The 25,083-nt window shown below is 42.3% G+C and carries 25 protein-coding genes; 9 read left to right on the forward strand and 16 right to left on the reverse strand.

The genetic code is table 11. The features are described from left to right. The first annotated feature begins 158 nt into the window (after positions 1–158). Positions 159–566, forward strand: a complete 408-nt coding sequence (locus RMY31_RS25865; protein WP_322664290.1) for a four helix bundle protein — start codon at positions 159–161, stop codon at positions 564–566. 26 nt (positions 567–592) lie between these two features. Here the strand turns inward: RMY31_RS25865 and RMY31_RS25870 are convergent, their stop codons facing one another. From RMY31_RS25870 to RMY31_RS25885, 4 genes are all read right to left on the reverse strand, one after another. Beyond that, on the reverse strand, positions 593–2,029 hold the full coding sequence (locus tag RMY31_RS25870; protein WP_322664288.1) for a carotenoid oxygenase family protein: 1,437 nt from the start codon (positions 2,027–2,029) through the stop codon (positions 593–595). Between the two features lie 50 nt (positions 2,030–2,079). Continuing rightward, a complete protein-coding gene (locus RMY31_RS25875) occupies positions 2,080–2,304 on the reverse strand; it encodes a DUF4351 domain-containing protein (RefSeq protein ID WP_322664286.1) in 225 nt (74 codons plus the stop codon). Between the two features lie 283 nt (positions 2,305–2,587). After that, positions 2,588–4,723: an NACHT domain-containing protein gene (locus RMY31_RS25880; RefSeq protein ID WP_322664284.1), complete on the reverse strand. Its 2,136-nt coding sequence runs from the start codon at positions 4,721–4,723 to the stop codon at positions 2,588–2,590. A gap of 155 nt (positions 4,724–4,878) precedes the next feature. Continuing rightward, positions 4,879–5,598 carry a Uma2 family endonuclease gene (locus RMY31_RS25885; protein ID WP_322664282.1) on the reverse strand — a complete coding sequence of 240 codons (720 nt, stop codon included), beginning with the start codon at positions 5,596–5,598 and terminating at the stop codon, positions 4,879–4,881. A gap of 711 nt (positions 5,599–6,309) precedes the next feature. Between RMY31_RS25885 and serA the strand changes: the two genes are divergently transcribed. Both serA and prmA read left to right on the forward strand, forming a co-directional pair. Continuing rightward, positions 6,310–7,890, forward strand: coding sequence for a phosphoglycerate dehydrogenase (gene serA / locus RMY31_RS25890; protein ID WP_322664280.1), 1,581 nt, complete (start codon positions 6,310–6,312; stop codon positions 7,888–7,890). Between the two features lie 78 nt (positions 7,891–7,968). Next, a complete protein-coding gene (prmA, locus tag RMY31_RS25895; RefSeq protein ID WP_322664278.1) occupies positions 7,969–8,889 on the forward strand; it encodes a 50S ribosomal protein L11 methyltransferase in 921 nt (306 codons plus the stop codon). Between the two features lie 147 nt (positions 8,890–9,036). On the opposite strand, the gene RMY31_RS25900 is transcribed toward prmA, so the two are convergent. The 3 genes from RMY31_RS25900 to RMY31_RS25910 all read right to left on the reverse strand — a co-directional run bounded on the left by RMY31_RS25900 (position 9,037) and on the right by RMY31_RS25910 (position 11,162). Continuing rightward, a complete protein-coding gene (locus tag RMY31_RS25900) occupies positions 9,037–10,140 on the reverse strand; it encodes an AI-2E family transporter (RefSeq protein WP_322664277.1) in 1,104 nt (367 codons plus the stop codon). 139 nt (positions 10,141–10,279) lie between these two features. After that, complete coding sequence (locus RMY31_RS25905) at positions 10,280–10,714, reverse strand: NUDIX hydrolase (RefSeq protein ID WP_322664276.1); 435 nt, start codon at positions 10,712–10,714, stop codon at positions 10,280–10,282. A gap of 31 nt (positions 10,715–10,745) precedes the next feature. After that, entirely contained in the window at positions 10,746–11,162 is a 417-nt protein-coding gene (locus tag RMY31_RS25910; RefSeq protein WP_322664275.1) for a hypothetical protein, read from the reverse strand. 308 nt (positions 11,163–11,470) lie between these two features. On the opposite strand from RMY31_RS25910, the gene folD reads away from it, so the two are divergent. The 4 genes from folD to RMY31_RS25930 all read left to right on the forward strand — a co-directional run bounded on the left by folD (position 11,471) and on the right by RMY31_RS25930 (position 14,215). Beyond that, positions 11,471–12,349 (forward strand): bifunctional methylenetetrahydrofolate dehydrogenase/methenyltetrahydrofolate cyclohydrolase FolD, encoded by an 879-nt coding sequence (folD, locus tag RMY31_RS25915; RefSeq protein ID WP_322664274.1) that lies wholly within the window; start codon positions 11,471–11,473, stop codon positions 12,347–12,349. 167 nt (positions 12,350–12,516) lie between these two features. Beyond that, the gene (gene crtE, locus RMY31_RS25920; RefSeq protein ID WP_322664273.1) at positions 12,517–13,446 is read left to right on the forward strand and encodes a geranylgeranyl diphosphate synthase CrtE; all 930 of its coding nucleotides are present in this window, start codon (positions 12,517–12,519) and stop codon (positions 13,444–13,446) included. A 14-nt stretch (positions 13,447–13,460) separates the two neighbouring features. Continuing rightward, positions 13,461–13,916, forward strand: a complete 456-nt coding sequence (locus RMY31_RS25925) for a divergent PAP2 family protein (protein ID WP_409878430.1) — start codon at positions 13,461–13,463, stop codon at positions 13,914–13,916. Next, entirely contained in the window at positions 13,916–14,215 is a 300-nt protein-coding gene (locus RMY31_RS25930; protein WP_409878431.1) for a hypothetical protein, read from the forward strand. Before RMY31_RS25925 ends, RMY31_RS25930 begins: the two co-directional genes overlap by 1 nt. Positions 14,216–14,310: 95 nt before the next feature. Here the strand turns inward: RMY31_RS25930 and RMY31_RS25935 are convergent, their stop codons facing one another. From RMY31_RS25935 to RMY31_RS25950, 4 genes are all read right to left on the reverse strand, one after another. Continuing rightward, entirely contained in the window at positions 14,311–14,970 is a 660-nt protein-coding gene (locus RMY31_RS25935; protein ID WP_322666332.1) for a hypothetical protein, read from the reverse strand. Between the two features lie 99 nt (positions 14,971–15,069). Continuing rightward, a complete protein-coding gene (locus tag RMY31_RS25940) occupies positions 15,070–15,399 on the reverse strand; it encodes an MgPME-cyclase complex family protein (RefSeq protein WP_322666334.1) in 330 nt (109 codons plus the stop codon). 62 nt (positions 15,400–15,461) lie between these two features. After that, a complete protein-coding gene (locus RMY31_RS25945) occupies positions 15,462–16,178 on the reverse strand; it encodes a SnoaL-like polyketide cyclase (RefSeq protein WP_322666336.1) in 717 nt (238 codons plus the stop codon). A 247-nt stretch (positions 16,179–16,425) separates the two neighbouring features. Beyond that, positions 16,426–17,148 (reverse strand): pyridoxine 5'-phosphate synthase, encoded by a 723-nt coding sequence (locus tag RMY31_RS25950; RefSeq protein ID WP_322666338.1) that lies wholly within the window; start codon positions 17,146–17,148, stop codon positions 16,426–16,428. A gap of 171 nt (positions 17,149–17,319) precedes the next feature. Between RMY31_RS25950 and RMY31_RS25955 the strand changes: the two genes are divergently transcribed. Next, positions 17,320–17,958 carry a Uma2 family endonuclease gene (locus RMY31_RS25955; RefSeq protein WP_322666340.1) on the forward strand — a complete coding sequence of 213 codons (639 nt, stop codon included), beginning with the start codon at positions 17,320–17,322 and terminating at the stop codon, positions 17,956–17,958. Between the two features lie 172 nt (positions 17,959–18,130). Here RMY31_RS25955 and RMY31_RS25960 read toward each other — a convergent pair whose 3' ends face one another. The 5 genes from RMY31_RS25960 to RMY31_RS25980 all read right to left on the reverse strand — a co-directional run bounded on the left by RMY31_RS25960 (position 18,131) and on the right by RMY31_RS25980 (position 23,909). After that, positions 18,131–20,710: a caspase, EACC1-associated type gene (locus RMY31_RS25960; protein WP_322666342.1), complete on the reverse strand. Its 2,580-nt coding sequence runs from the start codon at positions 20,708–20,710 to the stop codon at positions 18,131–18,133. Between the two features lie 74 nt (positions 20,711–20,784). After that, positions 20,785–21,147 carry a hypothetical protein gene (locus RMY31_RS25965; protein WP_322666344.1) on the reverse strand — a complete coding sequence of 121 codons (363 nt, stop codon included), beginning with the start codon at positions 21,145–21,147 and terminating at the stop codon, positions 20,785–20,787. Positions 21,148–21,510: 363 nt separating this feature from the next. After that, complete coding sequence (gene murF, locus RMY31_RS25970) at positions 21,511–22,866, reverse strand: UDP-N-acetylmuramoyl-tripeptide--D-alanyl-D-alanine ligase (protein ID WP_322666366.1); 1,356 nt, start codon at positions 22,864–22,866, stop codon at positions 21,511–21,513. 282 nt (positions 22,867–23,148) lie between these two features. Next, positions 23,149–23,595 (reverse strand): tellurite resistance TerB family protein, encoded by a 447-nt coding sequence (locus tag RMY31_RS25975; protein WP_322666368.1) that lies wholly within the window; start codon positions 23,593–23,595, stop codon positions 23,149–23,151. 176 nt (positions 23,596–23,771) lie between these two features. Continuing rightward, positions 23,772–23,909 (reverse strand): hypothetical protein, encoded by a 138-nt coding sequence (locus RMY31_RS25980; RefSeq protein ID WP_322666345.1) that lies wholly within the window; start codon positions 23,907–23,909, stop codon positions 23,772–23,774. A gap of 280 nt (positions 23,910–24,189) precedes the next feature. On the opposite strand from RMY31_RS25980, the gene RMY31_RS25985 reads away from it, so the two are divergent. Further along, a complete protein-coding gene (locus tag RMY31_RS25985; RefSeq protein ID WP_322666347.1) occupies positions 24,190–24,750 on the forward strand; it encodes a GNAT family N-acetyltransferase in 561 nt (186 codons plus the stop codon). Positions 24,751–25,083: the final 333 nt, after the last annotated feature.

Consider the following 25,083-nt stretch of genomic DNA (forward strand, 5'->3'; position numbering starts at 1 on the left):
AGCAATGAGTAATGACTGTAAAACTAACGCTCTAATCATCATTTCTTCTACCCCTACACCCTTACACCCCCACACCCTTACACCCTAAAACCAGGGTTTTAGGAACAAAACGTAAAAAACCTACACCTGTCAGGCAGGGGAGGCAGGGGAGGCAGACAATGACTAAAGAAACAATTAAAGACCATAAAGATTTGGGAATTTATAAAATTGCCTTTGAAGCAGCAATGAAAATTTTTGAGTTATCAAAGAAATTTCCTGTGGAAGAACGATATTCTTTAACTGACCAAATTCGGCGTTCATCACGTTCTGTATGTGCAAACATGGCGGAAGCTTGGAGGAAACGCCGCTATGAAGCAGCATTTGTCGCTAAATTAAATGATTGTGTTCGCGAAGCGTGTCGTAGACAAGCTGAAGCATCTGAAACTCAGACTTGGATTGAATTTGCAGTTAAATGCAACTACATGGATGTGGAGGCGGGACGAGAACTTTATGGAAGTTACAACCAAGTTTTATCAGGTCTAGTGAACATGATTAATAATCCATCACCTTGGTTTCTAAATCATTAATCTCCCCTGCCTCCCCTGCTCTCTTTTCACGCTGGTTTCCAAGTGCCGTGGAAGCTGTGGGGAATAACACTGGGTAATCCTAGTTGACAAACGGGTTCTGCGTCTAGGCGATCGCTATCAAATACCCAAACTTCACTGCGATCGCAGTTACCATCGTAAACTACTGTTAACACCCAGCCTTGCTCGGAATTTTCGGTATCTTGTGCGTGGATGGGTTCTGAAGCATAACGATTTTCTCCTAAGTCTGCTTCGGTGAGAGTTCCGGTTTTGTAGTCAAAACGAGCGATCGCGCTTAATAAATCTTTCTTTATATCCCCGTTTTGCGACAGTAATGATAGATATGTAAAACGCCAAGGTTGCCCAACTTGCGATTGCTGCACCACTGGAAACTCACACTTGCGGTTGACAACTTCTTGTATTGCTGTCACCTTACCAGTTTGAGGATTTAAATGCACTTGCCACAATGTTCCTTTAGAAAGTGTATGCGTCTCACCTGTCGCAACTTCTCTAAGATTTTCATTGGTCTGTTGAAAATCGGAATATCGTACCATATCCAAAATCACTGAACCGTTTTGATCTTCATAAGCATTACCAAAATGCCACTGAAACCAAGGCTCAGTTTCGCCACGACTAACTAAGGATAGGTTTTCGCGGTCAAAGATTAACACCTGGGTTCCTAACTGAGGTTCCCACAACAGAGATTCACTGAAGGTAGTCAAACCTAGCATCACTGAGAGCATTTTCATCCCTATCGGCGGCACGAAAAACACCAGATACTTTTGTGTCAGCACAAAATCATGAATGATAGAGCAGCGGTCTAACTTGAAGGCAGTTTTTTGGATAATCTTGCCAGTGCGATCGCTCTTATAAAGGTTCAGCTGTATAGAACTGCCGATGCTGACTCCAAAGTTAAAAATCTCGCCTGTGTGGGGATCGCGCTTGTAATGAGCAGAATAAGGTAATTCTTTAGGTAAGGCTCCTAAATTATCTAAGCCTATAGTTTCCAGAGTTTGCAAATCGAGGGCATAGGGATTGCTTGCTTCCCACAAAGCTAACAGTTTATCTGGTAAAGCCAAAACTGAGGTATTAGCTGCATTCTTCATCGGCTGGAACCAGCGCTTCCAGATTGGGCCTGGTCTGTGCATTCCATAAACACCATAGAGGAAGCGATCGGCTTGAGTTTCTGCTTGGTATTCTGCTGTTTGCACGTAGCGATAGGTTCCGATAGCTCCGCCATCGGTAAAATGAACGGCGAGAATTGCGCCATCGCCATCAAACCAGTGACCTACAGGCATACCGCCGCGTTCTAAGCGTGCTGGGCCATTACGATAAAGTGTACCGCGCAAGCCATCGGGAATTTTGCCAGAGATAATTGGCAGTTGGGTGAGAGGAAATTCTGTAGCAGGTTTAGCGATCGCACCTGCCCAAGCTTTTTTTGTTGACTTTTTCTCAATTGTCTGCATTTAAAATATTTTTAATCAATTATGCACGTACATAACTGTATTCTGACTTTTTATTCCTGAGTTTGCAGCCAAATAGTGCGATCGGACTGTGCTGAAAAGTCTAACAAAGCTTCACTCAAAGCATCTAGCTGAGTAATTGACAAACTTTGAATTTGCGACTGAAGCGCAGCAGAAACAGCCCCAATTCGGTGGTTTAGTAAGCGTAAGACAAGCTCTAACTTCCCTCGTTTCATGCCCTCTTGAATAATTTCCCGATCAAGAGGCGCTTCTTGCATAATGTCCTCCGCAAATATTGGCGAATTAGTTGTTTATCAAACTTTAGACTTGCCAATAACTCTACACAAGCAGAGATATTCTGCTGTTGCTCTGGTTCTTCGATTCTATCTATCTGTGCGACAACTTGTTCTGAGTAGTTATGCAAAAATTAAATATACATTGTCATTACGAATGTAGCGAAGCGAAATGAAGTAATCGCAAGGGCTGAGATTGCTTCGCTTCGCTCGCAATGACGGTAAATATTTTTGTTCATAAATATGGTTAGCAACTCCTTATTGTTGCTCAACTGCTAGGAACCAACAACATCCGCGCCTCAATTGCTTCCCAGGTTTGAGGCGACACCCGCACCGCAGCTTGTTTACACTGGATAATTAGGTAATTGGCGTAGAGATAATTTCCTAATGCTTGTGCCTCTTCCTCAGATAAATCGATCATTTTTGGGGTGAGGTTGAAAGCATGAAGTAAGGTTTGTTGGAGACGTTCACCAAATGCCTGATTAACTTGTTCTAGTTGTTTATCATCAGGAATTTTAGCTTTCAGTTGTTTCAGTTGGTCAATTAGCACAGTAAAATTAACGTTATTAAAGATTTGTAATTCTTCAAGTTTACGAATGTATTCGATAACTTCGGCGATGGCGTTGGCGATGACGTAGGCGTAGGCATTGGCGTAGGCGTTGGCGATGACGTAGGCATTGGCGTAGGCGTTGGCGATGGGGTTTGCGTAGGCGTTGGCAATGGCGTTGGCGTTGGCGTTGGCGATGGTGTTGGCGTAGGCGATGGCGATGGGGTCGGCGTAGGCGTTGGCGATCGCCATCGCAACTGCACGTTTACCCACAGGTTTATAATTTCCTTCAGATCCAGCTGTTGCTTGTTCTGCCCAGTTTAATAAAGCTTGCAACTTTGGAGTATTAATCTTTTGTGTTTCCTTTTCCATTAGCAACAGCAATTCATCTGCACCACCGCGCATTAACCCAGCTACTAACAAAAATACTTCTTTCCAACGTTCATCTATTAGATGTTCTGTAACTAATTTCTCAATTTGGCGATGGTCATCAATATATTGTGCTGTTAAATATTCTTGTAGCGTCAAATGAGAAAAAGAATATATATCCTCTGCTCGTTCTACCAAAATACCTTGTTGAATAGCAATGGCATTCAGAACCTTTTCACCATCTAAATACTGAGGTGCATTCAGATTACTCGCTAAAAATGTTTTAATTTGCTGAACAATATCGCGTTGAGAAAAGAATAGCCTATCAGACTCAAAATTTTTATAAGCAATTTCTGATAGTAATATCTCTTCTAGTTCTGTATGCAATCCTTGATAAATTTCATCTCGAAGAATTCGCTTTTCTGATGCCCATTCTTCTAGTAGTATTCGTAGTGCCTTTCGGTAAAGAACACTACGATTATTAGGAAAGCTTTGGGAACGGTCATACACTAAACACAGAAATGTCAGCAATAAAGGTGTATGTGCCAACTCTTTAGCAGCAGAATGTTCTGGCTTTTGCAGTAACTCCCAGCATTTCTCGCCTGTCTTCACCTGTTTATCTACTGCTGATTGAAACCAGTTATAAATAAATTGCTGAATCTGTGTATCATCGAAATCTGCCATTGATACATCGCTAAAGCGGCGGAAACCACTACGGTGAGCAGCTGTGCGACAGGAAGCAACAAAACGATTTTTATCGTACTTGTCCACAAAGTTTTGAATTTGGCTAATTGCCTCTGTCAAATTTTGTGTTGGCACTTCATCCAATCCATCTAGCAAAATTAATAACTTGCCTTCTTCTAAAGCTTTAGCGGTAAATTTATCGGGTGATGGAAAATCGCAATTACGAAACTCTTCAATAATAAATTTTTCAATATTGTTTTCGCTAGATGTAAACCTCTTCAACTCAATAAAAACAGGAATACAAGCTTGTTTAATTCCTCCTTTTTTCCCTTTCAGCGCTTCTAGTCCCATCTTTCGTAAAAATGTAGACTTGCCAGCACCAGGGCCACCAAGCACCATTAAATATTGCTTTTCATTAGCAACTTTAATTCCTTCTTGTTTACCTTTATCTTGAGATTGAAACTTGCGGCTATTAGCTTTGCGATAAAATTCTTCTAAATTTTCAATAGATTCAAAACTACGGATGGCATCATTATCTAAAAATTGAACTGCTGTATAGATCGTTTCTAACTTTACAGGTTCACGCATTCCCAATACTTTAAGAATACCGTGCCGTTCCTCGTAGTTCTGCACATACTGCTTTGATGCAGTGAAAATTAACTCTCTAGTGTTTTCATCTATGGTTTGGCGAAACCTTCCCAGAAGTTTACCACCGCCTCCCCAGAGAGACTGAAAAATAGGAACTGCTACACCACTAACAGCTGATGCCGCCGCTGTTGCTACGAAAGGTTCCATTCCTGTCATAGGATTACCAGTGAATATATTTAAAAATAAAGCATTATTGTAATATCTGGCTCTAATATCATGTCCGGTTAAATAATTTCACGCATAGCAGGACACTTGCGTGCGGGGGTTCCAAGCAAAGTGTTTGTCGCGCAGACGATATTGCTTATTCATCCTTAACTAAGATTATCTGGATCTATTCCCAGCGCTCTTAATTGTTCCGCCAACTGCTGGGCGCGTTGTGCTGCTTGCTGTGCGCGTTGTTCTGCGACTTGGGCCCGATTTTTTGCTTCTTTAATCTGTTCTTCGGGTGTAGGATAACGTTTTCCTTGCTCGTCATACCAATACAACCATTCCCGCATCATCCCGCAATAATTTCCGCGATCGCAACCTATTCCTAAGCCAATCTCTGGTAGCCAAACTGGGTTTCCTTCTTGGAGTTGATATTTACCATTAACTAATTTATGCACTTCCAAACGCGGTTTGCGGCGACGGCGAGAGGAATAAATTACATAATAAAGTACGCCCAATCGTTCGTATTCATGCAATTTGTCAGTGTATTCTTTGCGGTAATTTTGGGAAACTACTTCTAATACTAAAATCGGTATTACATTTTCATCCCACAACACATAACTGGGACGCAATTCTTCATCATAAACCCGCTCTACCCCCAAGCTCAAAAACGCATCTGGCACAATTGCAGGTTTTTCGGGATCTTCATAGATACCCATATCTATCCCAAATAACCAATCCATGCGTTCTGCCCACAGTAGCAGCAATATCGCCTTCAGCAAGCCTGGTATCAATTCTTGTAGTTCATTATCCACAGGCGTTTCATCTGAGTCTGGGAGTTCTTCGGCTGAGGGTAAATACTTAGGCAGATTATACTCTAACATGATGGTTTCCCTAAAACTCAAAGGATACTTGGCTCTAACCAATACCTGTAGCCTCACCAGAATTATAGCGATTTTTCAGTAGGCGATTAGTATTACAATCCTAGATAGCGATCGCACCTACCGATTCATTATCCTACTGATATTAATTGAGGACTTTAAATTCCTACGATAATTACAAATTTATGTCATGAAAACACGTAATTTAGCTATTTTGTAAGTTATATCTATTACCATTTCTAGTATACTGATAACAAAAAGTTTGGCTGCAAATGGTGAATAATACAAATGCTGTTGAGAAAGAAGTAAGATTCAGTAGCTACTATATCGATCCTCTTATTCTTTAATGTTCCGAGTCAGCGCTGAAGCTGAAACGTAAGCTAAGTAAAGGTTATGAGCGCTTACAGTCAAAGCCAAGATGTTCAACCCGCAAAAATTTTGGTAACTCTTAACTATTAATAAATATATCAGTAATGGGTACCACTGATAGTTTATATTTACTAAGAGGGTGGTGCAAACAGCCAACTCTACTTTGGATACTAGGAGGCAGCGCCAAACTAACCCTGTAACTAAGACTCTGATACCGTCACTACAAGAAGTGAAGTGAAGGTTAAATTGATATTAAAACGCATAATTTTTGCTGAATTGCCACGGATAAAGACTAAACTAAAAAGTCTTGTGCAGCAAAACTTGTAACTTTAAAATGAGTTAATCATGTCCAAGGTTCTCGTCTCCGATCCCATTGACCAAGCTGGAATTGACATCCTTTCCCAAGTTGCTACCGTAGATGTCAAAACAGGTCTCAAACCAGCAGAACTTAAAGAAATTATTGGTGAGTACGACGCGTTGATGATTCGCTCTGGCACTCGCGTTACCCAAGAAATTATTGAAGCTGGCACTCAGCTAAAAATTATTGGTCGTGCGGGAGTGGGTGTGGATAATGTGGATGTTCCAACTGCTACGCGTCGAGGAATTGTCGTTGTCAATTCACCAGAGGGTAACACGATCGCCGCCGCAGAACACGCCCTCGCCATGATGTTGGCCTTGTCTCGCCACATTCCCGATGCTAACGCTTCAGTGAAACGCGGTGCTTGGGATCGCAATAGTTTTATCGGTGCGGAAGTTTATAAAAAAACGCTTGGCATTGTCGGTTTAGGAAAAATAGGCTCCCATGTAGCAGCTGTAGCCAAAGCGATGGGGATGAAATTACTAGCTTACGATCCTTTTATCTCCAATGAACGAGCCGAACAAATTGGTTGTCAGTTAGTGGAGATGGATTTGCTTTTCCAGCAAGCAGACTACATCACACTACACATCCCCAAAACTCCAGAAACTACTCACTTAATCAATGCCGTCACCTTGGCAAAGATGAAACCCACTGCCCGGATTATCAACTGCGCTCGCGGTGGGATCATTGAAGAAACGGCTTTAGCAGCAGCGGTTAAAGCAGGTAAAATAGCAGGTGCAGCCTTGGATGTGTTTGAGAGCGAACCACTAGGCGAATCTGATTTGCGATCGCTAGGTAAAGAAATTATCCTTACCCCCCATTTGGGAGCATCCACTACCGAAGCTCAGGTGAATGTAGCAATAGATGTTGCCGAACAAATTCGCGATGTCCTCTTGGGACTACCAGCTCGTTCCGCAGTAAATATTCCTGGACTCGGCCCCGATGTCTTAGAAGAACTCAAACCCTACATGCAGCTAGCAGAAACCTTGGGCAACTTAGTAGGACAGCTAGCTGGCGGACGAGTGGAATTACTCAACGTCCGGCTGCAAGGCGAACTAGCAACCAACAAGAGCCAGCCTTTAGTAGTAGCATCCCTCAAAGGACTACTTTACCAAGCCCTGCGGGAGCGAGTAAACTACGTTAATGCCAGTATAGAAGCCAAAGAAAGGGGAATTCGGGTGATTGAAACCCGCGATGCCTCAGCTCGTGACTACGCCGGTTCGTTGCATTTAGAAGCCACAGGTTCTTTAGGAACTCATTCTGTTACAGGTGCTTTGTTAGGCGACAAAGAAATCCACCTAACCGACGTGGACGGTTTCCCAATTAACGTTCCACCCAGCAAATACATGCTATTTACCTTGCACCGTGACATGCCAGGAATTATTGGCAAACTCGGTTCCCTACTTGGCAGTTTTAATGTCAATATTGCCAGTATGCAGGTAGGCCGCAAAATCGTCCGTGGCGATGCTGTAATGGCTTTGAGCATCGACGATCCCTTACCCGATGGCATTTTGGCTGAAATTACCAAAGTTCCAGGAATTCGGGATGCGTTTACAGTAACTCTTTAGGAGTCAGGAGTCAGGAGTCAGGAGTCAGAAGAAATAATTCCTCCTGGCTCCTGAATTTTGACTCCTGAATTCTGAATTATGGCAAACACTTGGTGGGAATTACAAATTTTATGTGAGCCAGCGCTAGAAGATTCTATATTCTGGCGACTGGAAGATTTTGGTAGTCGGGGTACAGCTAGTGAAAGTCAAGGTAATTCCTGTTTAGTGAAGGCTTACTTACCGAGATTTCAAGCACAGCTACTAGATTTGGCTGCTCTGTCTTTATGGTTGCGTCAAGATGCCCTTTGTGTGGGATTGTCTGCTCCTACTGTGCAATGGCAGTTAATTGATGAAGAAGACTGGGCTACTAGCTGGAAACAATATTGGCAACCCCAAGAAATCGGCGATCGCTTCTTGATCAATCCCGCGTGGCTACCATTACCAGAAGGATCGGAACGGTTGGTGATTCGCCTCGATCCAGGTGTAGCATTTGGTACGGGCACTCATGCCACAACCCAGCTATGTTTAGAATCACTCGAAATGCGCCTGAGTGAATTAGCGCAATCTTTCATTGGTACGAGTGGCAAACACGAACCGCTGGTAATTGCGGATATTGGTTGTGGTTCTGGTATCCTTTCAGTGGGAGCAGTGCTGCTGGGAGCAGAGAAAGTCTACGCTGTGGATACCGATCCCTTAGCAGTACAATCTACCTTTAGCAATCGTGCCTTAAACGAGATTAGTCCAGAACGCTTGATCCCGGCAGAAGGAAGTGTAGATATTGTGGCGAAACTAATTGAGAAACCAGTTGATGGTATCGTCTGCAATATTTTGGCTCATGTAATTATCGAATTAGTTCCGCAAATGAGTGCGATCGCTAAGCCTAGCACTTGGGCGATCTTCAGTGGCATTTTACTAGAGCAATCGAAAGCTGTTGCAGATGCCTTAGAGGAAAATGGTTGGGTTGTTGCTACCCTCTGGAAAAGAAAAGAATGGTGTTGCTTAAATGTGCGGCGTTCTTAAATATTTCATACACCCAACCATTCTTCACGAACTCCAGCTTGCCTCAGTAGCCGTGATAGTAAACCCACACCAATATCACCAGCCAATTCCATTGCTTGGTCAATATAGCTTGCCAGCATTGTCAGTGTTCCTTCCCAATATTGAGTTTTAGCTATGAGTCCCTACTACATCACTTGCGATTTTTGCAGGTTCTGATTCAATATCATCTAGGTGACGAAAAGCCCCGGCACGCCAGCTATCTGCTATATCCTTGATAAAACTGGCTGTGGGAATAGCAATCAACAAACCCAGCACTCCACCTAATTTGGCTCCCACCAACAAGGAAATTACCACCCACACCGGATTTAACCCAGTCAAATTCCCAAGAATACGTGGTGCAACAAAATTAGAATTCACTTGATCGATCGCTACGGCTGCTACTAAGACTTCTACTCCCAGCCAAAAGTTTTGTAATGCCACTAATAGACTAACTATAGCAATACCTATACCCGTGCCAAAGGGGAAGAGGGAGAAGAAACCAATGACGATGCCAAAAAGTAAAGCCAAGGGAACTTTTAGCGCCAAAAACACCAGTATAATTGTCACTCCTAGGACTGCACCCAATGTTGCCTGACCGATGAAGTAATTGTGGAAATCCTCTCGGAGTAATTGCCGCACTTGCGACCCAATGTGATATGGAAACCACTGATACAGTCCATCCCACAAGCGATCGCCATTTAATATCATGTAGATAGTCAGCACCACCGCCAGCAACACATTGACAACAACATTAATCGTATCTACAGCAAAACCGAGAATTTGACCAGTGAATGTCTGTAACTGGCTGGATAATCGGTCGAGAACTTGGGTAAGTAAGCCGCTTAAATTAATCGGAAGTTGCTGTTGACTTAAAGCCCATTCCTGGAAAGTTTGCAGTTGTTGAGTGCCCGAATCAACCCAACTGGGCAAAATGTTAACCAGTTCGTAGAGTTGTTGTAGAATCCGGGGAACCAAAGTGATACCCAAAGCCACTACAATCACCACAGTCAACAGCAACACTACTCCTATTGCCAAGTTGCGTTTCACCCCTTTGGCCTGTAAAAACTGAATTGGATAGTTTAAAACAAAAGCCAATAGGATAGCGGCAGCACAAACACTCACCAGGGGTTGAAAATACTGTACAACCTGGAGCAATAGCCAACCATTGAGAATGGCAATAGGAAATGCCAATCCGATAGTTAACCATCGCGGTAGTTTGTTTGCTGATTGCATTAATGGTGACTCCACACGATATCTAACTTTATTTTGACTCTTGAGTACTGGGTAATGATATCAGCGATCGCCCTTGCCTCCTTAGATTTCCCTTCACAGAAAATTTTGTCAAGATTAGCCTCCTCAAAATTAGCTGCTTCTACAGTGGATTTTTCTCTATAAAATCCAACATAATTCGCTGATGCATCGGCCCTAGGGGTCGCACTTCACCAGCGTTTTTGGAATAACAGTTACCTTTGCGAATATTGTCCGGCGTTAATAACCCCATATCCCAGCCTTCATTTAGAACTAGTTGATTTAATTCCAGCAACAGTGGTGCATGAAAGACGTGACGCACAACTTTTTCATCGGGGTAATAACCGAATTCAAAAAAGGGTGGTAAGATATAGCCGATTTCTTCTAAAACTTCTCGCTTCACTGCTACATCTGGCGTTTCACCGGGTTCGATATGGCCGCCAAATAGCCCCCAACAACCAGCAGCAGCAATAGTGGGAATATTGTCCCGCAGTTGCATGAGAAACTTATCTTCTTGGTAAAGAATAGCGATCGCAACATGCACTTGTTGTTTGTTCATAAATTTTTACAGATAATTTTTGTGACAAATATTACTCTTCTTCTAAATAAATTTCCCCAAACTCTTGATTTGCTAACGGGATACTTTGGTAACGAATCTTACCTTTAATCACTACCTGCATTCCCTGTTTGAGATTGCTTTGATTGGTGACAACCCAGATTTTGTCGGTTGAGTCGTTAATTTGATATACCCACTTTTTTACTAAGGGAACTCGCTTTTCTACCTTTCCTTGGATGTAAACTGTAGCTTTTTTGTCTTGTTCTGATTTAATTTCTCGAATCGGGGTGACATTGCTGCCAAAGCTGAAGTTGCTGGCTTTCAACCCAGGCATTTTTAAAGAACCACAACTACAAAGTCCCCCTATAACAAACAAAGTCAATCCTAAGTGGTAAGGAATAATGCCGTGCCTGTCCCAGAAAGAAATGTAAAAATTTTTCGCTTGTTGCATGAAACCACCAGTTGAGCAAATTTTTGCATCGATGCTTGCTTTGTCACCAGTTTAAAAATAACAAAGGGGACTGAGAACTGGGAAAGTAGGAAGGGGTAAAAGAATTTTCTCTTTTCTGTTTACCATTTCTTTTCTAGTACCCATAAGGCAGTCGATCTGAGAAGATAAAAATTATGGTCTTGTGGTTAGAGAGACGCTACGGCATCAAACGGCAACACCATAACAGTCAACAGGCAAGAATTTCTAACTGTTGACTCCGCTACAGACGACTTCAATGTGGAGTAAAGGCGAATCTTCTGGGAATTCTAATGGAAACAAAAACTGCCAAACTTCTTGATGGTAAAGCTTTAGCTGAAAAAATTCACCAAGAACTCTCCGTTCGCATTACAGAATCACAAGCCAAAATAGGACGACCTCCTGGTTTAGCAGTGCTGATGGTTGGCGACAATCCAGCATCAGCAGCTTATGTACGCAATAAAGAGCGAGCTTGCGCTAAGGTGGGTATTGCCTCTTTTGGTAAGCATTTTCCCGCAGAAACCACCCAAGGAGAACTAGAGGAAGTAATTGCGGCACTCAACCAAGATGAACAGGTGGATGGCATTCTCGTGCAGCTACCCTTACCTAAACACTTAGATGCTGTGACTCTGCTACATCAAATAGACCCGGACAAAGATGCCGATGGACTGCACCCAGTTAACTTGGGGCGACTGGTGCGGGGAGAAGCAGGTTTACGCAGTTGCACGCCGGCTGGTGTGATGCGACTGTTGCAAGAATACAAAATTCCCTTGCGGGGAAAACAGGCTGTAGTAGTGGGACGTAGTATTTTGGTGGGTAAGCCCATGGCCTTGATGCTACTAGAAGCGGATGCGACTGTCACGATTGCCCATTCGCGATCGCCAAACCTCAGTGCCATCACCAAAAATGCTGATATTCTTATCGCAGCCGTGGGTCGTCCCGGATTGATCGCTGCTGACATGGTGAAACCAGGCGCTGTTGTGGTAGATGTGGGAATGAATCGCATTACCGATGCCAGTGGCAAGAGTCGCTTAGTCGGCGATTTCGAAATAGAGTCAACTGCTGGTGTAGCGGAGTTCATCACCCCAGTTCCTGGCGGTGTCGGCCCGATGACTGTCGCCTTATTGTTGCAAAATACAGTTGCCAGTTACTTGAAGAGGGTAGGGAGTTAGGAGTAGAAATTTGCCATGGCACATTTGTACAGAGTTAGAAGTTACAAATTTTTAATTTTTAATTTTTAACTCCTCACTTTTCTCATAACTTTTTCAGCTCCAAAGCCCCTTAAAATTGGGACGTATGTAACAAATAGCCAAAAGCCTAAAATTTAAGGAATTTAAGAATGGTAGCAGCTGACAACCTTCAGAAAACGCCAGAGGAAGCCACTTTTAACCTATTAGCCTATTTAAAAGAGCGGCAAAAGATTTGTGAAGCTGCTTTGGATAAGGCTATTCCTATCATTTATCCAGAAAAGATTTACGAATCGATGCGCTACTCGCTATTAGCTGGAGGTAAGCGTTTGCGACCCATTCTTTGCCTTACTACTTGTGAAATGATGGGTGGCACAATTGAAATGGCAATGCCAGCGGCTTGTGCAGTGGAGATGATCCACACAATGTCGCTAATTCACGACGACCTGCCGGCAATGGATAATGATGATTACCGTCGTGGTAAGTTGACCAATCACAAAATCTACGGCGATGCGGTCGCAATTTTGGCTGGTGACGGCTTGTTAGCTTATGCCTTCGAGATGGTTGCTACTCAAACTCCCGACAGCGTTCCCAAAGATAGAGTTTTGCAAGTAGTTGCCCGTCTCGGACGAGCGCTGGGAGCTGCTGGTTTAGTCGGTGGTCAAGTGGTCGATCTAGACTCAGAAGGTAAGTCGGATATTTCCTTAGAAACTCTTACTTTTATTCATAACCATAAAACAGCTGCCCTTTTAGAAGCTAGTGTCGTTTGTGGCGGTATTATAGCTGGAGCATCATCTGAAGATGTACAACGACTAACTCGCTATTCTCAAAATATTGGACTAGCGTTTCAAATCGTGGATGATATCCTGGATATCACTGCTACAAAGGAGCAGTTAGGCAAAAGCGCTGGTAAAGACCTCACAGCCAAGAAAGTAACTTATCCCAGCCTTTGGGGAATTGAGGAATCTCGTGCCAAAGCCCAGCAGCTAATTGAAGCAGCTTGTGCTGAGTTAAAACCATTTGGGAAACTAGCACAGCCACTTGAAGCGATCGCTCACTTTATCACCAGTCGCAATCACTAGATCGATACCAAACCATGCAGGACATAGGCGACATTTTAGACAACCGGGTACTGCTGGTTGCTCTGGTAGCTTGTTTAATTGCTCAAGCACTAAAGCTCATAATCGAGCTCGTCAAACATCGCAAACTGAATGTGCGTGTTTTAGTGACAACTGGGGGTATGCCCAGTGCCCATTCAGCCCTAGTTACGGCTCTAGCAGCTGGTGTCGGGCAAACTCTTGGTTGGGCATCGCCTGATTTTGCATTGGCTACAGTTTTTGCCATCATCGTCATGTACGATGCAGCAGGAGTTCGCCAAGCAGCTGGCAAGCAAGCTCGTATCCTCAATCAAATGATTGATGAATTATTTCACGAAAAACCAGACTTTAGCCAAGACCGCCTCAAGGAATTGCTAGGACACACACCGGTGCAAGTAATAGCTGGTTCGGCTTTGGGCATCACCATCTATTGGTTAGCGAGGTCTGCTTATTAATGAGTACTGAGGAGTCAGTGCGTTGCAAAGCCAGTCTCGTGGTGAGGCAGTCTGGTCTTGGGGGTTTCCACGCCACTTCCTACTCTGCGGGAAGGCGTTCCGCCTACAACGGTGGGAACCCCCCTTCGGGTTCGCAGTTCCTTCAAGTCGGCGAAGCCGCCCAACGGACTGCTCACCGCAACGGAGTGGCTGCCCATGAGGAACTGCCGTTAGCGCAGCGAAGCGCGAGTTATCGAGCGTCACGAGCGTCAAGGCTCTGCCGACTTGATAAAACTGGCGTGAGGTTCCCTCCGTTGTAACAACTGGCGTTGCTAAGTTCTGAATTAGGAGTTAAGAATCATCTTCCTTGTCTTCCTTGTCCCCGTTGTCTCCATCTGCCTCCTGCCTTCAAGCACTACTGTAACCGCACAACCGATCGCAGTAGTACTACTTTGCGGCTATCTACTAGGACAGCAATAAAGCCGCGATCGTTGAGCTTTTGTAATGTGCTGTATGCTTCTTGTTGATTGGTAGTATAAACCGCCAGCAAGTAAGGTCGTTGTCCATAAGAAGCAAAACCCACATTACCTCCTACCACTTGTTGGACGTTACTTGCCAATTCTGGACGGTTGAAATAATCCACTAATACCGCATATCCTTCTCCTAGCACTTGAGGATTGTAGCTAACTGTTTGAGATGGTGACGAAGGTTGCGATTGTGCTGTATCAACAGGTCGTGTGGTAATGATAGCAGATAACCCGACAATATTATTGATATACCTCGCCCAACGGTTGGCATCGTCAATCTTTTTAAATCCCCCTATCCGTGTGACTGTCTCAGTCAGATATTGGCAGGTCGTAGCTTGGAGTTCATTCGGCAAGGCACTACGTAACTGCTTCTGATTATCCGCTGTGGGACTGACTACTAGTAAAACATACTCTCCAGCAGTCGGTGGTTGACAAACGGGAATATTTTGTTGAGCAACCGCAGAAGTTATACTAGCCATTAATCCTGCGATCGCTAGTCCTAAAGCACTCGATAAAGTCTCAAATCGCTGCACAGAATTGGGTTGCATAAACTGGATTTACTTAAAAGATTTTATTAGTTATTGGTCAATAGTCCCTAGTCTGATGATAATTGACCATTAACTATTGACTATTGACTATTGAAGATATCAGGACACACTGGTGAGAGATGCTAAAGGATTGGGGATTGTCTCGGAAGGAGCCTGAAATTCTCCTACAATCACATACTCTAATCGCAGTTTTAGCCAGGTAACAAACTGGAGATTGGTAGAAATAATTGCGGCTGCTGGTTTGGGACATTTAGCCTTCACCTCTGCCAACTCAGGTGCTTCTAAGAAAGCTGGTTGCTGCACTAACCAAAAATCAATTTCTTTTTCTTGTTCGTGATAGTGACGGGTGCGTTCCTTCAGCACTTCGTCGAGCGGTTCTTCATGTATTAGAAATTGTTGACTTGCTAAAACGTAATAGTATGTTTGCATTTTCATCCTGCGGTTACTAATGAATAATTTCAGGGTACAGAAACAAATCTGTACCCTAGTTCCTAACTTTTGTGGAATTTTTTGAACCAAGAACTGAAGGGACAAGCACTTCCTTGGCTTTCACTACTTGTTTTGCCACCAGCTGTTAGTTTGTCTAAAAACAGTGTGTTGTCAAAGTAGTGTTCCAAAGAAATAATCTTCAAGTCATCGGTTACACGGGCAATGCTCATGCCGATAATTTCCACTGTTTCTTTTGTCGGTGCATAGTCTTTATATACACCATTAAAATGTCCCCAGTGCCGCCACTTAAATGTTACGTTTGGTGGGCCTGAGAACACTTCCAACACCTCCCAAGGAAACCCTTGAGGAAAGGTTGTATGGAAGAGTTTTGCTGATGATTCAAAGCTTTCTTCTGAAGCTTTATAATTTGCGGAATCAGCCATAAATAAATTGTAAGTACCCTGTGTTGCTAAATCTGTTGCTGTGTACTCAGCTCCACCATTGGTACTTACACGAAACTTGTCATTGACAATCGACAACCACTGTTGCGGGTTGGTTTTGAATGACACCTCCATCTCAAAGGTTCTCACCAAGTTTTCTACGATCGCCTCTAATGTACCCTCAAGATGATTGCGTGTACTTTCGTTGGCCAGATTCTCTTTGGAGCGAGAATAATCTGGGAGTGTTTGATAACGCCACTGGGCATCAGTACTTTCTGCAATTACCCGATCCCTATCCTGTACCCAAAGCGGAAGGTTGTTAGACTGTGTTGCGCTCATAGAAGTCTTTACTAAAAATTTGACCAACACAACAAAGAAGGGTAAAGGCAGTTCGGCTTTAGCCGTTACCGTACTCTTTCGGAGAACCCGTAGGGTAGGGTAGGAGAAAAATTCTCTACTTCATACTTTACAGTACGAGCGTAAGACCTCGCGCCCCTTCACACTTCTTTCTAGATTTCGCAGTTACAACCCCTCTTCTAATTTATTACTGTCAACAGTCATCAATCATCGGTTAACAGTCAACAGTTTACAAATTCCCCTGTATAGCTTGTTTCATTTCGCGGACTGCTCTTTCTATACCCACTAAAGCTGCCCGACTGATAATGGTATGGCCAATATTCAGTTCTTCCATCCCTGGAAGCGCAGCTACCGGATAGACATTCCAGTAAGTCAGTCCATGACCAGCGTTGACTCGTAATCCAGCTTGAATCGCTTGCTCGCACCCTTGAGCTAATACAGCAAGTTCTTGCTGACGCTTAGTTTCATCCCCAGCCTCAGCATATTGCCCAGTGTGCAGTTCAATAAACCGCGCCTGCACCTTGACTGATGCTTCGATTTGTGCTGGTTCAGCATCGATAAATAGACTAACTGGAATGCCAGCGCTCTGCAATTTATCGACTATCTCGCTTATTCTAGCAATTTGTCCGACGATATCTAAGCCGCCTTCTGTAGTGACTTCTTCTCGTTTTTCGGGTACTAAAGTCACGTAATCTGGTTTGATATCAAGAGCGATCGCTACCATTTCATTTGTAGCGGCCATTTCTAAATTCAGGTGCGTTCTGACTGTTTGCCGCAACAAACGCACATCCCGGTCTTGGATATGCCGTCTATCTTCCCGCAGATGCACCGTAATTCCATCTGCACCCCCTAATTCTGCCAGTACCGCCGCCGCTACGGGGTCTGGTTCCACCGTCCGCCGCGCTTGCCGGATGGTGGCAATATGATCGATATTTACGCCGAGTGTAGGCACCCCAAGTTTCTCCCTATCCACAGTCCTCAGAACTTGATTTTACCGGAAATATCTGGTTGTAAGTTGAGTTAGGAGCGATCGCCTTTGGGCGTACCCTGGAATCTTAGAGTCAGATCGCGTTACTTACTCGACCGATTTAGAATAATATCTACATCCACTCTTTGAGGCGATATGCTTTTAGAACTGCAACAAATTATCGTCAAACCAGGTCAACAAATGTTGCTACAAAATATTAGTTGGCAGCAATTAGAAAATATTTTAGAAGAATTGGAAGGAAGGAGTGCTACGCGCATTTCTTATAGTTATGGCTGGTTAGAAATTATGGTTCCCCTGCCCGAACATGAAAAAGATAAAGAAATATTTGGTGAATTGGTGAGAATTTTATTAGACAAACGTCAAATTGATTTTGAACCTTTTGGTTCTACAACACTAAAAAATGAGCAAATGCGGCAAGCAGTAGAAGCAGATACCTGTTTTTATATTCAAAATCAAGCTGCTGTAATTGGCAAAAATCGGATTGATTTAACTGTAGAGCCACCACCAGATTTAGCAATTGAGATTGACATTACCTCTCGCACTCGATTTGATAACTATGAGATTTTAGGTGTTCCTGAACTTTGGCGATATACACAAAAAGGTTTAGAAATTTCTCTGCTACAGAACGGAAAGTATATTAAAGCTCAATCTAGTCCTAATTTCCCAGATATCCCAATTTTTGAATTAGTTAATGAGTATGTTCAGCAATGTTTAACGATTGGTAGAAGTCAAGCTATTCGTAACTTTAAAAATTGGGTAAATAATAATTTATAACTATTGATAAATCTGGACATCATAATTCAGAAAACTATTGTCAAATTAAGATAGATTTAAGGCTTTTAGAGAAAGGCGATCGCACTCTTAGCTAGATAGAGTTTCATTGATAGTTTTATGCACTATCTCTTATAAAAAACAGGCATCGCTTCAGATAAAATATTAAAGAAAACTAAGGTTTGATTGGCACAAATTCATATTCATCAGTACCATATTTTTGTTGAACTTTTACTAAGAAGATGGCAGGATTTATACGATCGCCTGATGGTGAAAACTGAATCTTTCCTGTTGCACCATTGGTTGAAAAATTAGGACTGTGCAACACCTGTTGTAGTCCTTCACGAGTGTTACTCTTCCACAAGCCTTCGATAATCGCTTTAGTTGCATCATAAGCCGTAGCCGTTCGCCAATTTATAGGTGCACTCCAAATATGTTGAGCTTTTTGCGGAAAGGGATTATTAGGAAATGCTGTTGGATGCCAAGGTACAACAAGTACCATACCATTAACATTGGCTTTGGGATCTTTTAGAGTTTGCTCCGTATACAGTGAAGGATAACCAAATAATGGCAACTTTCCTCGATTAGCTTTTACCACTTCTAGACCTTTCTGAATTCTGTCTACAGGAAAAGCTAAAAGCAAGCCATTTGCATTACGATTCTTCGCCTCATCAATTACCAAATTAAAGTTGATATTAGCATCAGAAATATTACAATTTTTAGGATTAATTATACCACCATTAGTCTCTATTGCTTTGCGATAATCCACCTTAAACTGTTGATAACCAGATGCTGAATCAATACAAATAAGAATATTAGGTTTACTAATCTTTTTGATAGCGTCATCAGACAATTTCTGCGCTAATAAAGAATTAGTGGGAGCAGTACGAAATATATACTTGCCTGAATCAGTAAGGTTTTGGTCAAAACTCGTGGGAGCTATCATCACTAATCCATTGCCTTTATAGACTTCACCGGCAGCAGCTGAAGCTTCGGTAGAGTTGTGTCCCACTACAGCCAGAATACTGGGATCTTTGACAAACTGATCAGCAATGTTTGAGGCTTGAATTCGGTCATTATCATCATTAGCGATCGCTACATCCAAAGCTTTGCCATTAATGCCGCCACTGCTATTCACTTCATATTGAGCTTGAGCCACACCGCGTAGCATTTCTTCTGCTACATTTTGGTTTGTACCAATTGGTACGCTCACAGCAATTTTGAGCCGTTCTCCTTTCTGGCGAGCCTCAGCATTATTTAAGTAAATCAGTGCTTCTGGATCTCTACGATTAGTTGTGCGATATGACTTTAACTTATTAATAGCAGTCAAACAATCACCATTAGCAAATGCTTTAACTCCAGCTTCTTTATCTGGGTTCGTATCTTGTTTTAATAAAATTTTGTTACCCAAGCTTATTTTGTTACCCAAACTATACTGCTCTTTAGCACAAGAGCTAATTTTGGGCTGATCTACACGTTGATATAGAAAATATACTACAGTACCACCAATAACTACTCCTATTGCTCCGATGATGCACGCTCCTATGTATTGGAGAAGATTATTATTTGGTCGGTGTGGAGGATTTATTAGAGATGGGGTAATTAGCTGTTCGTCATCAATTATGGAAGCTTCTATTTTCGCTGTATCTTCATCTGTATGGTCGATAGTTTTTGAATGTTGTATCTCATTAATTCGGGCTTCAATTGGGTTTATGTCTTCATCCCTAAGTACTAAATTTTCCTGAATTCGTATCAATTTTGTGCGAGTTTGATCGCTGATAATAGAATCTGATTCTTTTGCCTTACAATACGCTTCTTCATATTTTTGTAATTTTCTTTTGTACTCTTGATAAGGTTTTAAAACCTCAGCTTCTATTGCATTTGCCTCTTCAAGCGCTAGTTGCAGATTCTCCTGTTTCACTTGTAATGTAATGCGATCGAGTTCATGAATTTCACCACCACCTTCCTTTGCCAATTCTTGAACTAGTTTGCGATAAATAAGCTTTGGATCGCCTTTTGGTGCTTTAGCGAGGTAAATCTTGAAACCTTCTTCTACAGGATAGATTTTGGGTGTCATCGCTGGGGCTGCTTGCTTGACTTTAACACTGGCATATTCATGCAGTTCATCAACTGAAATCCGTCCATCTCCGTCTTTATCGGCTGCTCCTTTTTCAATACCTTCTACTAAATAATGGGTGTAAATTGAGAGTTCTGAACTTTCTTGCTCAAATGAGTACTGAGTGGATGTGGAAGAAGTTAGAATTGCTCGTCCTTTTCCGCCTAGCTCCTCCTGCAAATCTACTGTGCTGTCATCTCTTGGAGTCATATCACGAGCAATTGCCCCACTAAAACAGCAATCCAAAATCACTACCTGTCTTTCGGATTTGCTTTCATTCATATTCTCATTGAGAACACTAGCTGCTACTGCCGAGTGCTTAACCAGCTTGCCATTCTCTTTGCGAGTGGTACAGTTTGATAAGTAAAGCTTGCCGTTTTCATCTTTTATTCCATGACCAGAGAAGTAAAACAGCAACAGGTCTTCTTTTTGGCGATTGGCAAAAAGTCTGTATATCGCATCTTCCATTTCCTGCCGTTCGGGATTTTTTAGTACTGTAATATCCGTCTCGGCAAATCCTCCCATTTCTGGATTTTGTAAAACTCGCTGCATTGCCTCTACATCTTTTGTAGCCGCAAGCAATGAGGTAATATCTGCTCCATACTCACTGACTCCTATTAGCAGTGCTACTTTTGCCATCTCGTTATTTTTCCTTAGTGCTGGAATTTCTTATTTACCTGCGATAAACTTTTGCGCTTGTTCAATGGCGGCGGCTAACTCTTGCTGACTACTAGCTTTGACTTTGAGTTTTTTACCGTTAGCCTCAACTTCCAATTCGATGGTTTTGTTACCCAAGCGATGTCTGATGACAAGCCGCTAAGAGCGTCTACGCACAAAAATCCCAGCAATTTCTTAAAATTGGCAATACTCACCTCTGCCTGCAACACCCCTAGCAAAAAGCCTCCAAAAGGCTTGCCTCTTTCGGGTATTTCTGTAGCTTCTACGAGTTCTGCACTTTCTACATCTAAATCTCTGATTTCTCTTAGCAGATTTCGCGTTTCCCGTTCCTGTTCCTCTTCATCTAAGTCTGGATTGATGAGAGCGATCGTTAGTTTGACGTGAGATTTAGAACTCATTTTTACCCCTTTAGCTTGTCCAATAGTTCAGGGTTGATTGCGTTTGCGTGATTTCACTGACTACATCACGAATAAAGATAATTTTATATAAATTACTTATATTCTCAAAAAAATTTATATATTTGTAAGAAAAATGGCTCTATGAATAGAGAAAGTACCTAAAGCGATCGCCCATCCTCATGTAGAGACGCGATAAATCGCGTCTTCAAATACCAATTATCTAGACCAATAATCCTTGAATGAAGCGTATTGAAGTTTGATGCCTAAATACGGGGAAGAGTTTGTATCATCTCAGTAAATAAAAAGCTAATGACTAATTGCACCCTTAGCCATTAGCTGATTGGTCATTATTTGTTACCTAATTTAGCTAGGGAATTCTGAGCGAAACTGATTGACAACGCGATCTAATCCCACTGAATGGGCAGCTTTGAATAATAAGCGATCGCCCTCTTGCACAAATGTCTTCAACCTAGCTACCAAATCGGCATGAGTGGCAAAGCACTCCGAGGGAATCCCTCCAGCACTAATAGCAATCGCTTCGGCATCTTGTCCATCAACTAAAACTAACAAACCGTCTAATTGCAACTTTCGCACTGTTTCGCCGACTTGTTGGTGCAACTGCTGCGATCGCTCTCCTAATTCTTTCATGGCACCTAACACGGCAATCTTGCGCTTTCCAGGTGTGTCTGCCAATAACTGTAACGCTGCAAGCATAGCTTCTGGTGCAGCATTGTAAGTCTCATCTAAGATTATGACATCATTAGGTAAGGTAAACTGCTGCGATCGCCCTGCTGGCATATTCACCATCACACCGCTTTTCAGTGTTGACCAGTCAATTCCCAACACTTTTGCTACCGCTAAAGCTGCCAAAAAATTAGTGGCATTGTGACGACCGGGTAGGGGTAAAGTTAGCTGCACTCCTGCTACGTTTATAGTTTCGTTATCAAGTAATTGTCCTTGAATATCACCGCCAGAAAGACCGTAAGTTAAAACTTCCCCTGACCAAACTTTCTTTGCTGTGGAAATCAATAGAGGATTGTCGTGGTTGAGAATGGCTACACTATCCTTGGGCATTTCTGCTAATAATTCGCATTTAGCTTCAGCGATTGCTGCTTCGGAACCCAATAATTCAATATGTGCCGTTCCCACATTAGTAATCACTCCAATGGTAGGACGCGATATTTGCGTCAGTTCGGCAATTTGTCCCCTACCACGCATCGCCATTTCAATCACGGCGTAGTCATGTTCTGCACCCAGTTCTAGGAGGGTTTTCGGGACACCGATTTCGTTATTGAAATTTCCATAAGTTTTGTGAACTCGTCCTTGGGTGGCTAAAACTGCGGCAATGAGTTCTTTGGTTGTGGTTTTGCCCACAGAACCAGTTATCCCAATCACTGGAATATTAAAGCGATCGCGCCACCATCTGCCGATTTTTTGATATGCTTCTAAGGTATTTTTGACCTGCAATACAGGCAATCCCGGATTTTCGTAGTCATAATCAACGATTGCAGCTACAGCACCTTTAGCAATTGCTGTGGGGACAAATTCGTGTCCATCAAATTTTTCACCCCGTAAAGCTAAAAATACTTCACCCGGCTTTAAAATACGCGTATCTGTTTGTATACCATTACTTACTTGTGCTAAGGCAGCTTCAGATAAGTTTACAGACTGAGCTAAAAGGATTTCAATCAGTTGAGATAGGTTGGCAGACCAAGGCATAACAGTTGAGATGATTCCCAAAGATAAATTGTTGAAATTTGTCAAGCAAAAAGCGTTCGGATTTTCTGGTGTTAGCTTGCTGTGGTAAAAGGATAAAATTCTTTTAATCCTACTAATTCTTCTTAGAAAATATAAAGTACTGAATAGATATTTTACAGATTGTGGTGCGATCGCCATCACAATCGCGCCAAAAGTATTGCCAAAGAAGCTTAACTCCTTTGGCACACTTAGTTTATATAATACATATAGCTAGGTTATGGTGATTTGTTCTGCACTATAACCTTACCCCTGATTTTTAATTGACATCACTTGCACAATTTGCAGTGCTATCTCACTGGAAATACCCAAAGCCTGATGCAGGTCATTTAAAAAGTTTTGTTCTTCTTCAGTTACGGTACTATCGGCTAACACTAGGTCTGTGGCTACAGCAAAAGCTGTTTCTCGTAAGTCTTGGGGTAGAGATTCTTTGGCTGCATTAAACAAAGTATTAATACCATCCCGGCGGAGAATGCCCAGGAGTTTGTCAAATAGCCTACCCATTACATCATTAGAATAACTTCTAAAAAGCTTCATTCGAGATAGTGCAGCAGAGATTCCACGCGCTTCCTCATCAGCAAGATATCCGTCTGAGGCTACAGCCGCCAAGGTAATAGCAGCAAAAGCTTCTGCTGGACTAAAGAATTCTTGGGCTGGTTTTTGCCTGCCCAATACTGTGTCAAATAAACCCATTGTAGTTTGCTCCTGGATTGGAGTCTCAGTAGCGGTACAGTTACCTTTACGTTTCTTGACTTTCAGGTAATACTGCAACGCTGTGAGACTTTCTTGGTTTAGTGTTCCCAGGATTACTTCACAGCGAACACATGCACTCAATGCTTTGGGCACAAAGCACACCACCAGGGCTTAATTTAGCGTTCTCCTGTCTTTTCAATCGTTTCGATGACTGCCAAACCTATACCAGAAGCTGCGATTAGCATCACTGCTGATAGCAAATAGGCGTTGGTAAGCATCCGGAGGGCATCTTCAAAGAAAATGTAGGTGGTCATTGCTTCACCTTTTTAACTCTGTGCTGCTAGTACTTTTTATTTCTTCACATGCTGAGTGAATAATTCCCGTGAAGAATCTCCTAGCATTAGCATCTTAACAAAACTTTAGCTCTTTCATAAGATTACTACGATTTTTTCTTTCTGAAGATTTGATGAATTTATTCAGGGTTGTGTTACTGCCAATACTGAAAAAGCTTTAATGTAAAAATTAAGGCACTACAAACTACTGTAGTTTAACTTAAAATCGCAGTCTATTCAAATACATTATTGAAAGATTGTCATGAAACTCTTGAACTTAAAAATATCCACAAATCGCCTCTTATTGCAGCCTATTTCACTGGAGTATAAAGAAGTCATTTTTAGAGAATTTACGGAGAAAATTACTACTTACATGCATCCCCGCTCACCTAAAGATATCCATGAAACGGAATTATTTATTAGTGAATCGCTACTAAACATGCAAAACCGGAATGACTTAGTTGTAGTGATTTTAGCAAAAGATTCTCAAGAATTTTTAGGGTGTAGTGGTATACACAAGCTTAATAATAAACGTCCAGAATTAGGTATTTGGCTCAAAAAATCAGCACAAGGTAATGGTTATGGACTAGAGACTATTACTGCCCTGAAAGAATGGGCTGAAAGTAATTTAGATTACGAGTATCTTATATACCCTGTAGATCGAGCAAATATCCCCAGTCGCAGAATCCCAGAAAGGCTTGGCGGACAAATTTATAGAGAGTATGAACAAACGAATTTAAGTGGTAAAATTTTGCATTTAGTAGAGTATAGAATTTTCGAGAAAGTGTTTAAGCATGAAAAAGGAACAAGCAAGACAAGTTAGACAAGGTAGAAATTCCCCGTACACCTATTTTTAATCTGACTTTTCACGGGAAGTCCTCAAACCGCAAAACAAGGTGACTTTTTCCACAGCCTAATTCTCAATAGTTCTATGTTAATGAAAATGGTTAACGTAAAAATCAGGGTTTGAGAAAAGCTCAAAATAGCGTTTTCCAGATGCCGTGAAAAGTCAGATTTTTAATAGCGAAGCCTTCTCTCCTATATCTCCAATTACCAGTTCCTTTTTAATGCATGGTGCTAAAAGGAGGATGGAAAATTATCTATCTTTCCCATCCTCTAATACCTGATTCCTAATTTGTAGTCTTACGCCCAAATC

It is taken from the genome of Dendronalium sp. ChiSLP03b, assembly GCF_034531165.2.
Lineage (GTDB): Bacteria > Cyanobacteriota > Cyanobacteriia > Cyanobacteriales > Nostocaceae > Dendronalium > Dendronalium minutum.

Coding starts and splice junctions, on each gene's coding strand:
- RMY31_RS25925 (WP_409878430.1), top strand. CDS start 13,461: ATGCAGGACATAGGCGACATTTTAGACAACCGGGTACTGCTGGTTGCT.
- RMY31_RS25965 (WP_322666344.1), bottom strand. CDS start 21,147: ATGAGTTCTAAATCTCACGTCAAACTAACGATCGCTCTCATCAATCCA.
- RMY31_RS25960 (WP_322666342.1), bottom strand. CDS start 20,710: ATGGCAAAAGTAGCACTGCTAATAGGAGTCAGTGAGTATGGAGCAGAT.
- folD (WP_322664274.1), top strand. CDS start 11,471: ATGGAAACAAAAACTGCCAAACTTCTTGATGGTAAAGCTTTAGCTGAA.
- RMY31_RS25975 (WP_322666368.1), bottom strand. CDS start 23,595: ATGGGTTTATTTGACACAGTATTGGGCAGGCAAAAACCAGCCCAAGAA.
- RMY31_RS25900 (WP_322664277.1), bottom strand. CDS start 10,140: ATGCAATCAGCAAACAAACTACCGCGATGGTTAACTATCGGATTGGCA.
- RMY31_RS25910 (WP_322664275.1), bottom strand. CDS start 11,162: ATGCAACAAGCGAAAAATTTTTACATTTCTTTCTGGGACAGGCACGGC.
- RMY31_RS25980 (WP_322666345.1), bottom strand. CDS start 23,909: ATGACCACCTACATTTTCTTTGAAGATGCCCTCCGGATGCTTACCAAC.
- RMY31_RS25930 (WP_409878431.1), top strand. CDS start 13,916: ATGAGTACTGAGGAGTCAGTGCGTTGCAAAGCCAGTCTCGTGGTGAGG.
- RMY31_RS25875 (WP_322664286.1), bottom strand. CDS start 2,304: ATGCAAGAAGCGCCTCTTGATCGGGAAATTATTCAAGAGGGCATGAAA.
- RMY31_RS25885 (WP_322664282.1), bottom strand. CDS start 5,598: ATGTTAGAGTATAATCTGCCTAAGTATTTACCCTCAGCCGAAGAACTC.
- RMY31_RS25880 (WP_322664284.1), bottom strand. CDS start 4,723: ATGACAGGAATGGAACCTTTCGTAGCAACAGCGGCGGCATCAGCTGTT.
- RMY31_RS25945 (WP_322666336.1), bottom strand. CDS start 16,178: ATGAGCGCAACACAGTCTAACAACCTTCCGCTTTGGGTACAGGATAGG.
- RMY31_RS25940 (WP_322666334.1), bottom strand. CDS start 15,399: ATGCAAACATACTATTACGTTTTAGCAAGTCAACAATTTCTAATACAT.
- RMY31_RS25985 (WP_322666347.1), top strand. CDS start 24,190: ATGAAACTCTTGAACTTAAAAATATCCACAAATCGCCTCTTATTGCAG.
- prmA (WP_322664278.1), top strand. CDS start 7,969: ATGGCAAACACTTGGTGGGAATTACAAATTTTATGTGAGCCAGCGCTA.
- RMY31_RS25865 (WP_322664290.1), top strand. CDS start 159: ATGACTAAAGAAACAATTAAAGACCATAAAGATTTGGGAATTTATAAA.
- RMY31_RS25935 (WP_322666332.1), bottom strand. CDS start 14,970: ATGCAACCCAATTCTGTGCAGCGATTTGAGACTTTATCGAGTGCTTTA.
- RMY31_RS25905 (WP_322664276.1), bottom strand. CDS start 10,714: ATGAACAAACAACAAGTGCATGTTGCGATCGCTATTCTTTACCAAGAA.
- serA (WP_322664280.1), top strand. CDS start 6,310: ATGTCCAAGGTTCTCGTCTCCGATCCCATTGACCAAGCTGGAATTGAC.
- RMY31_RS25955 (WP_322666340.1), top strand. CDS start 17,320: ATGCTTTTAGAACTGCAACAAATTATCGTCAAACCAGGTCAACAAATG.
- crtE (WP_322664273.1), top strand. CDS start 12,517: ATGGTAGCAGCTGACAACCTTCAGAAAACGCCAGAGGAAGCCACTTTT.
- RMY31_RS25870 (WP_322664288.1), bottom strand. CDS start 2,029: ATGCAGACAATTGAGAAAAAGTCAACAAAAAAAGCTTGGGCAGGTGCG.
- murF (WP_322666366.1), bottom strand. CDS start 22,866: ATGCCTTGGTCTGCCAACCTATCTCAACTGATTGAAATCCTTTTAGCT.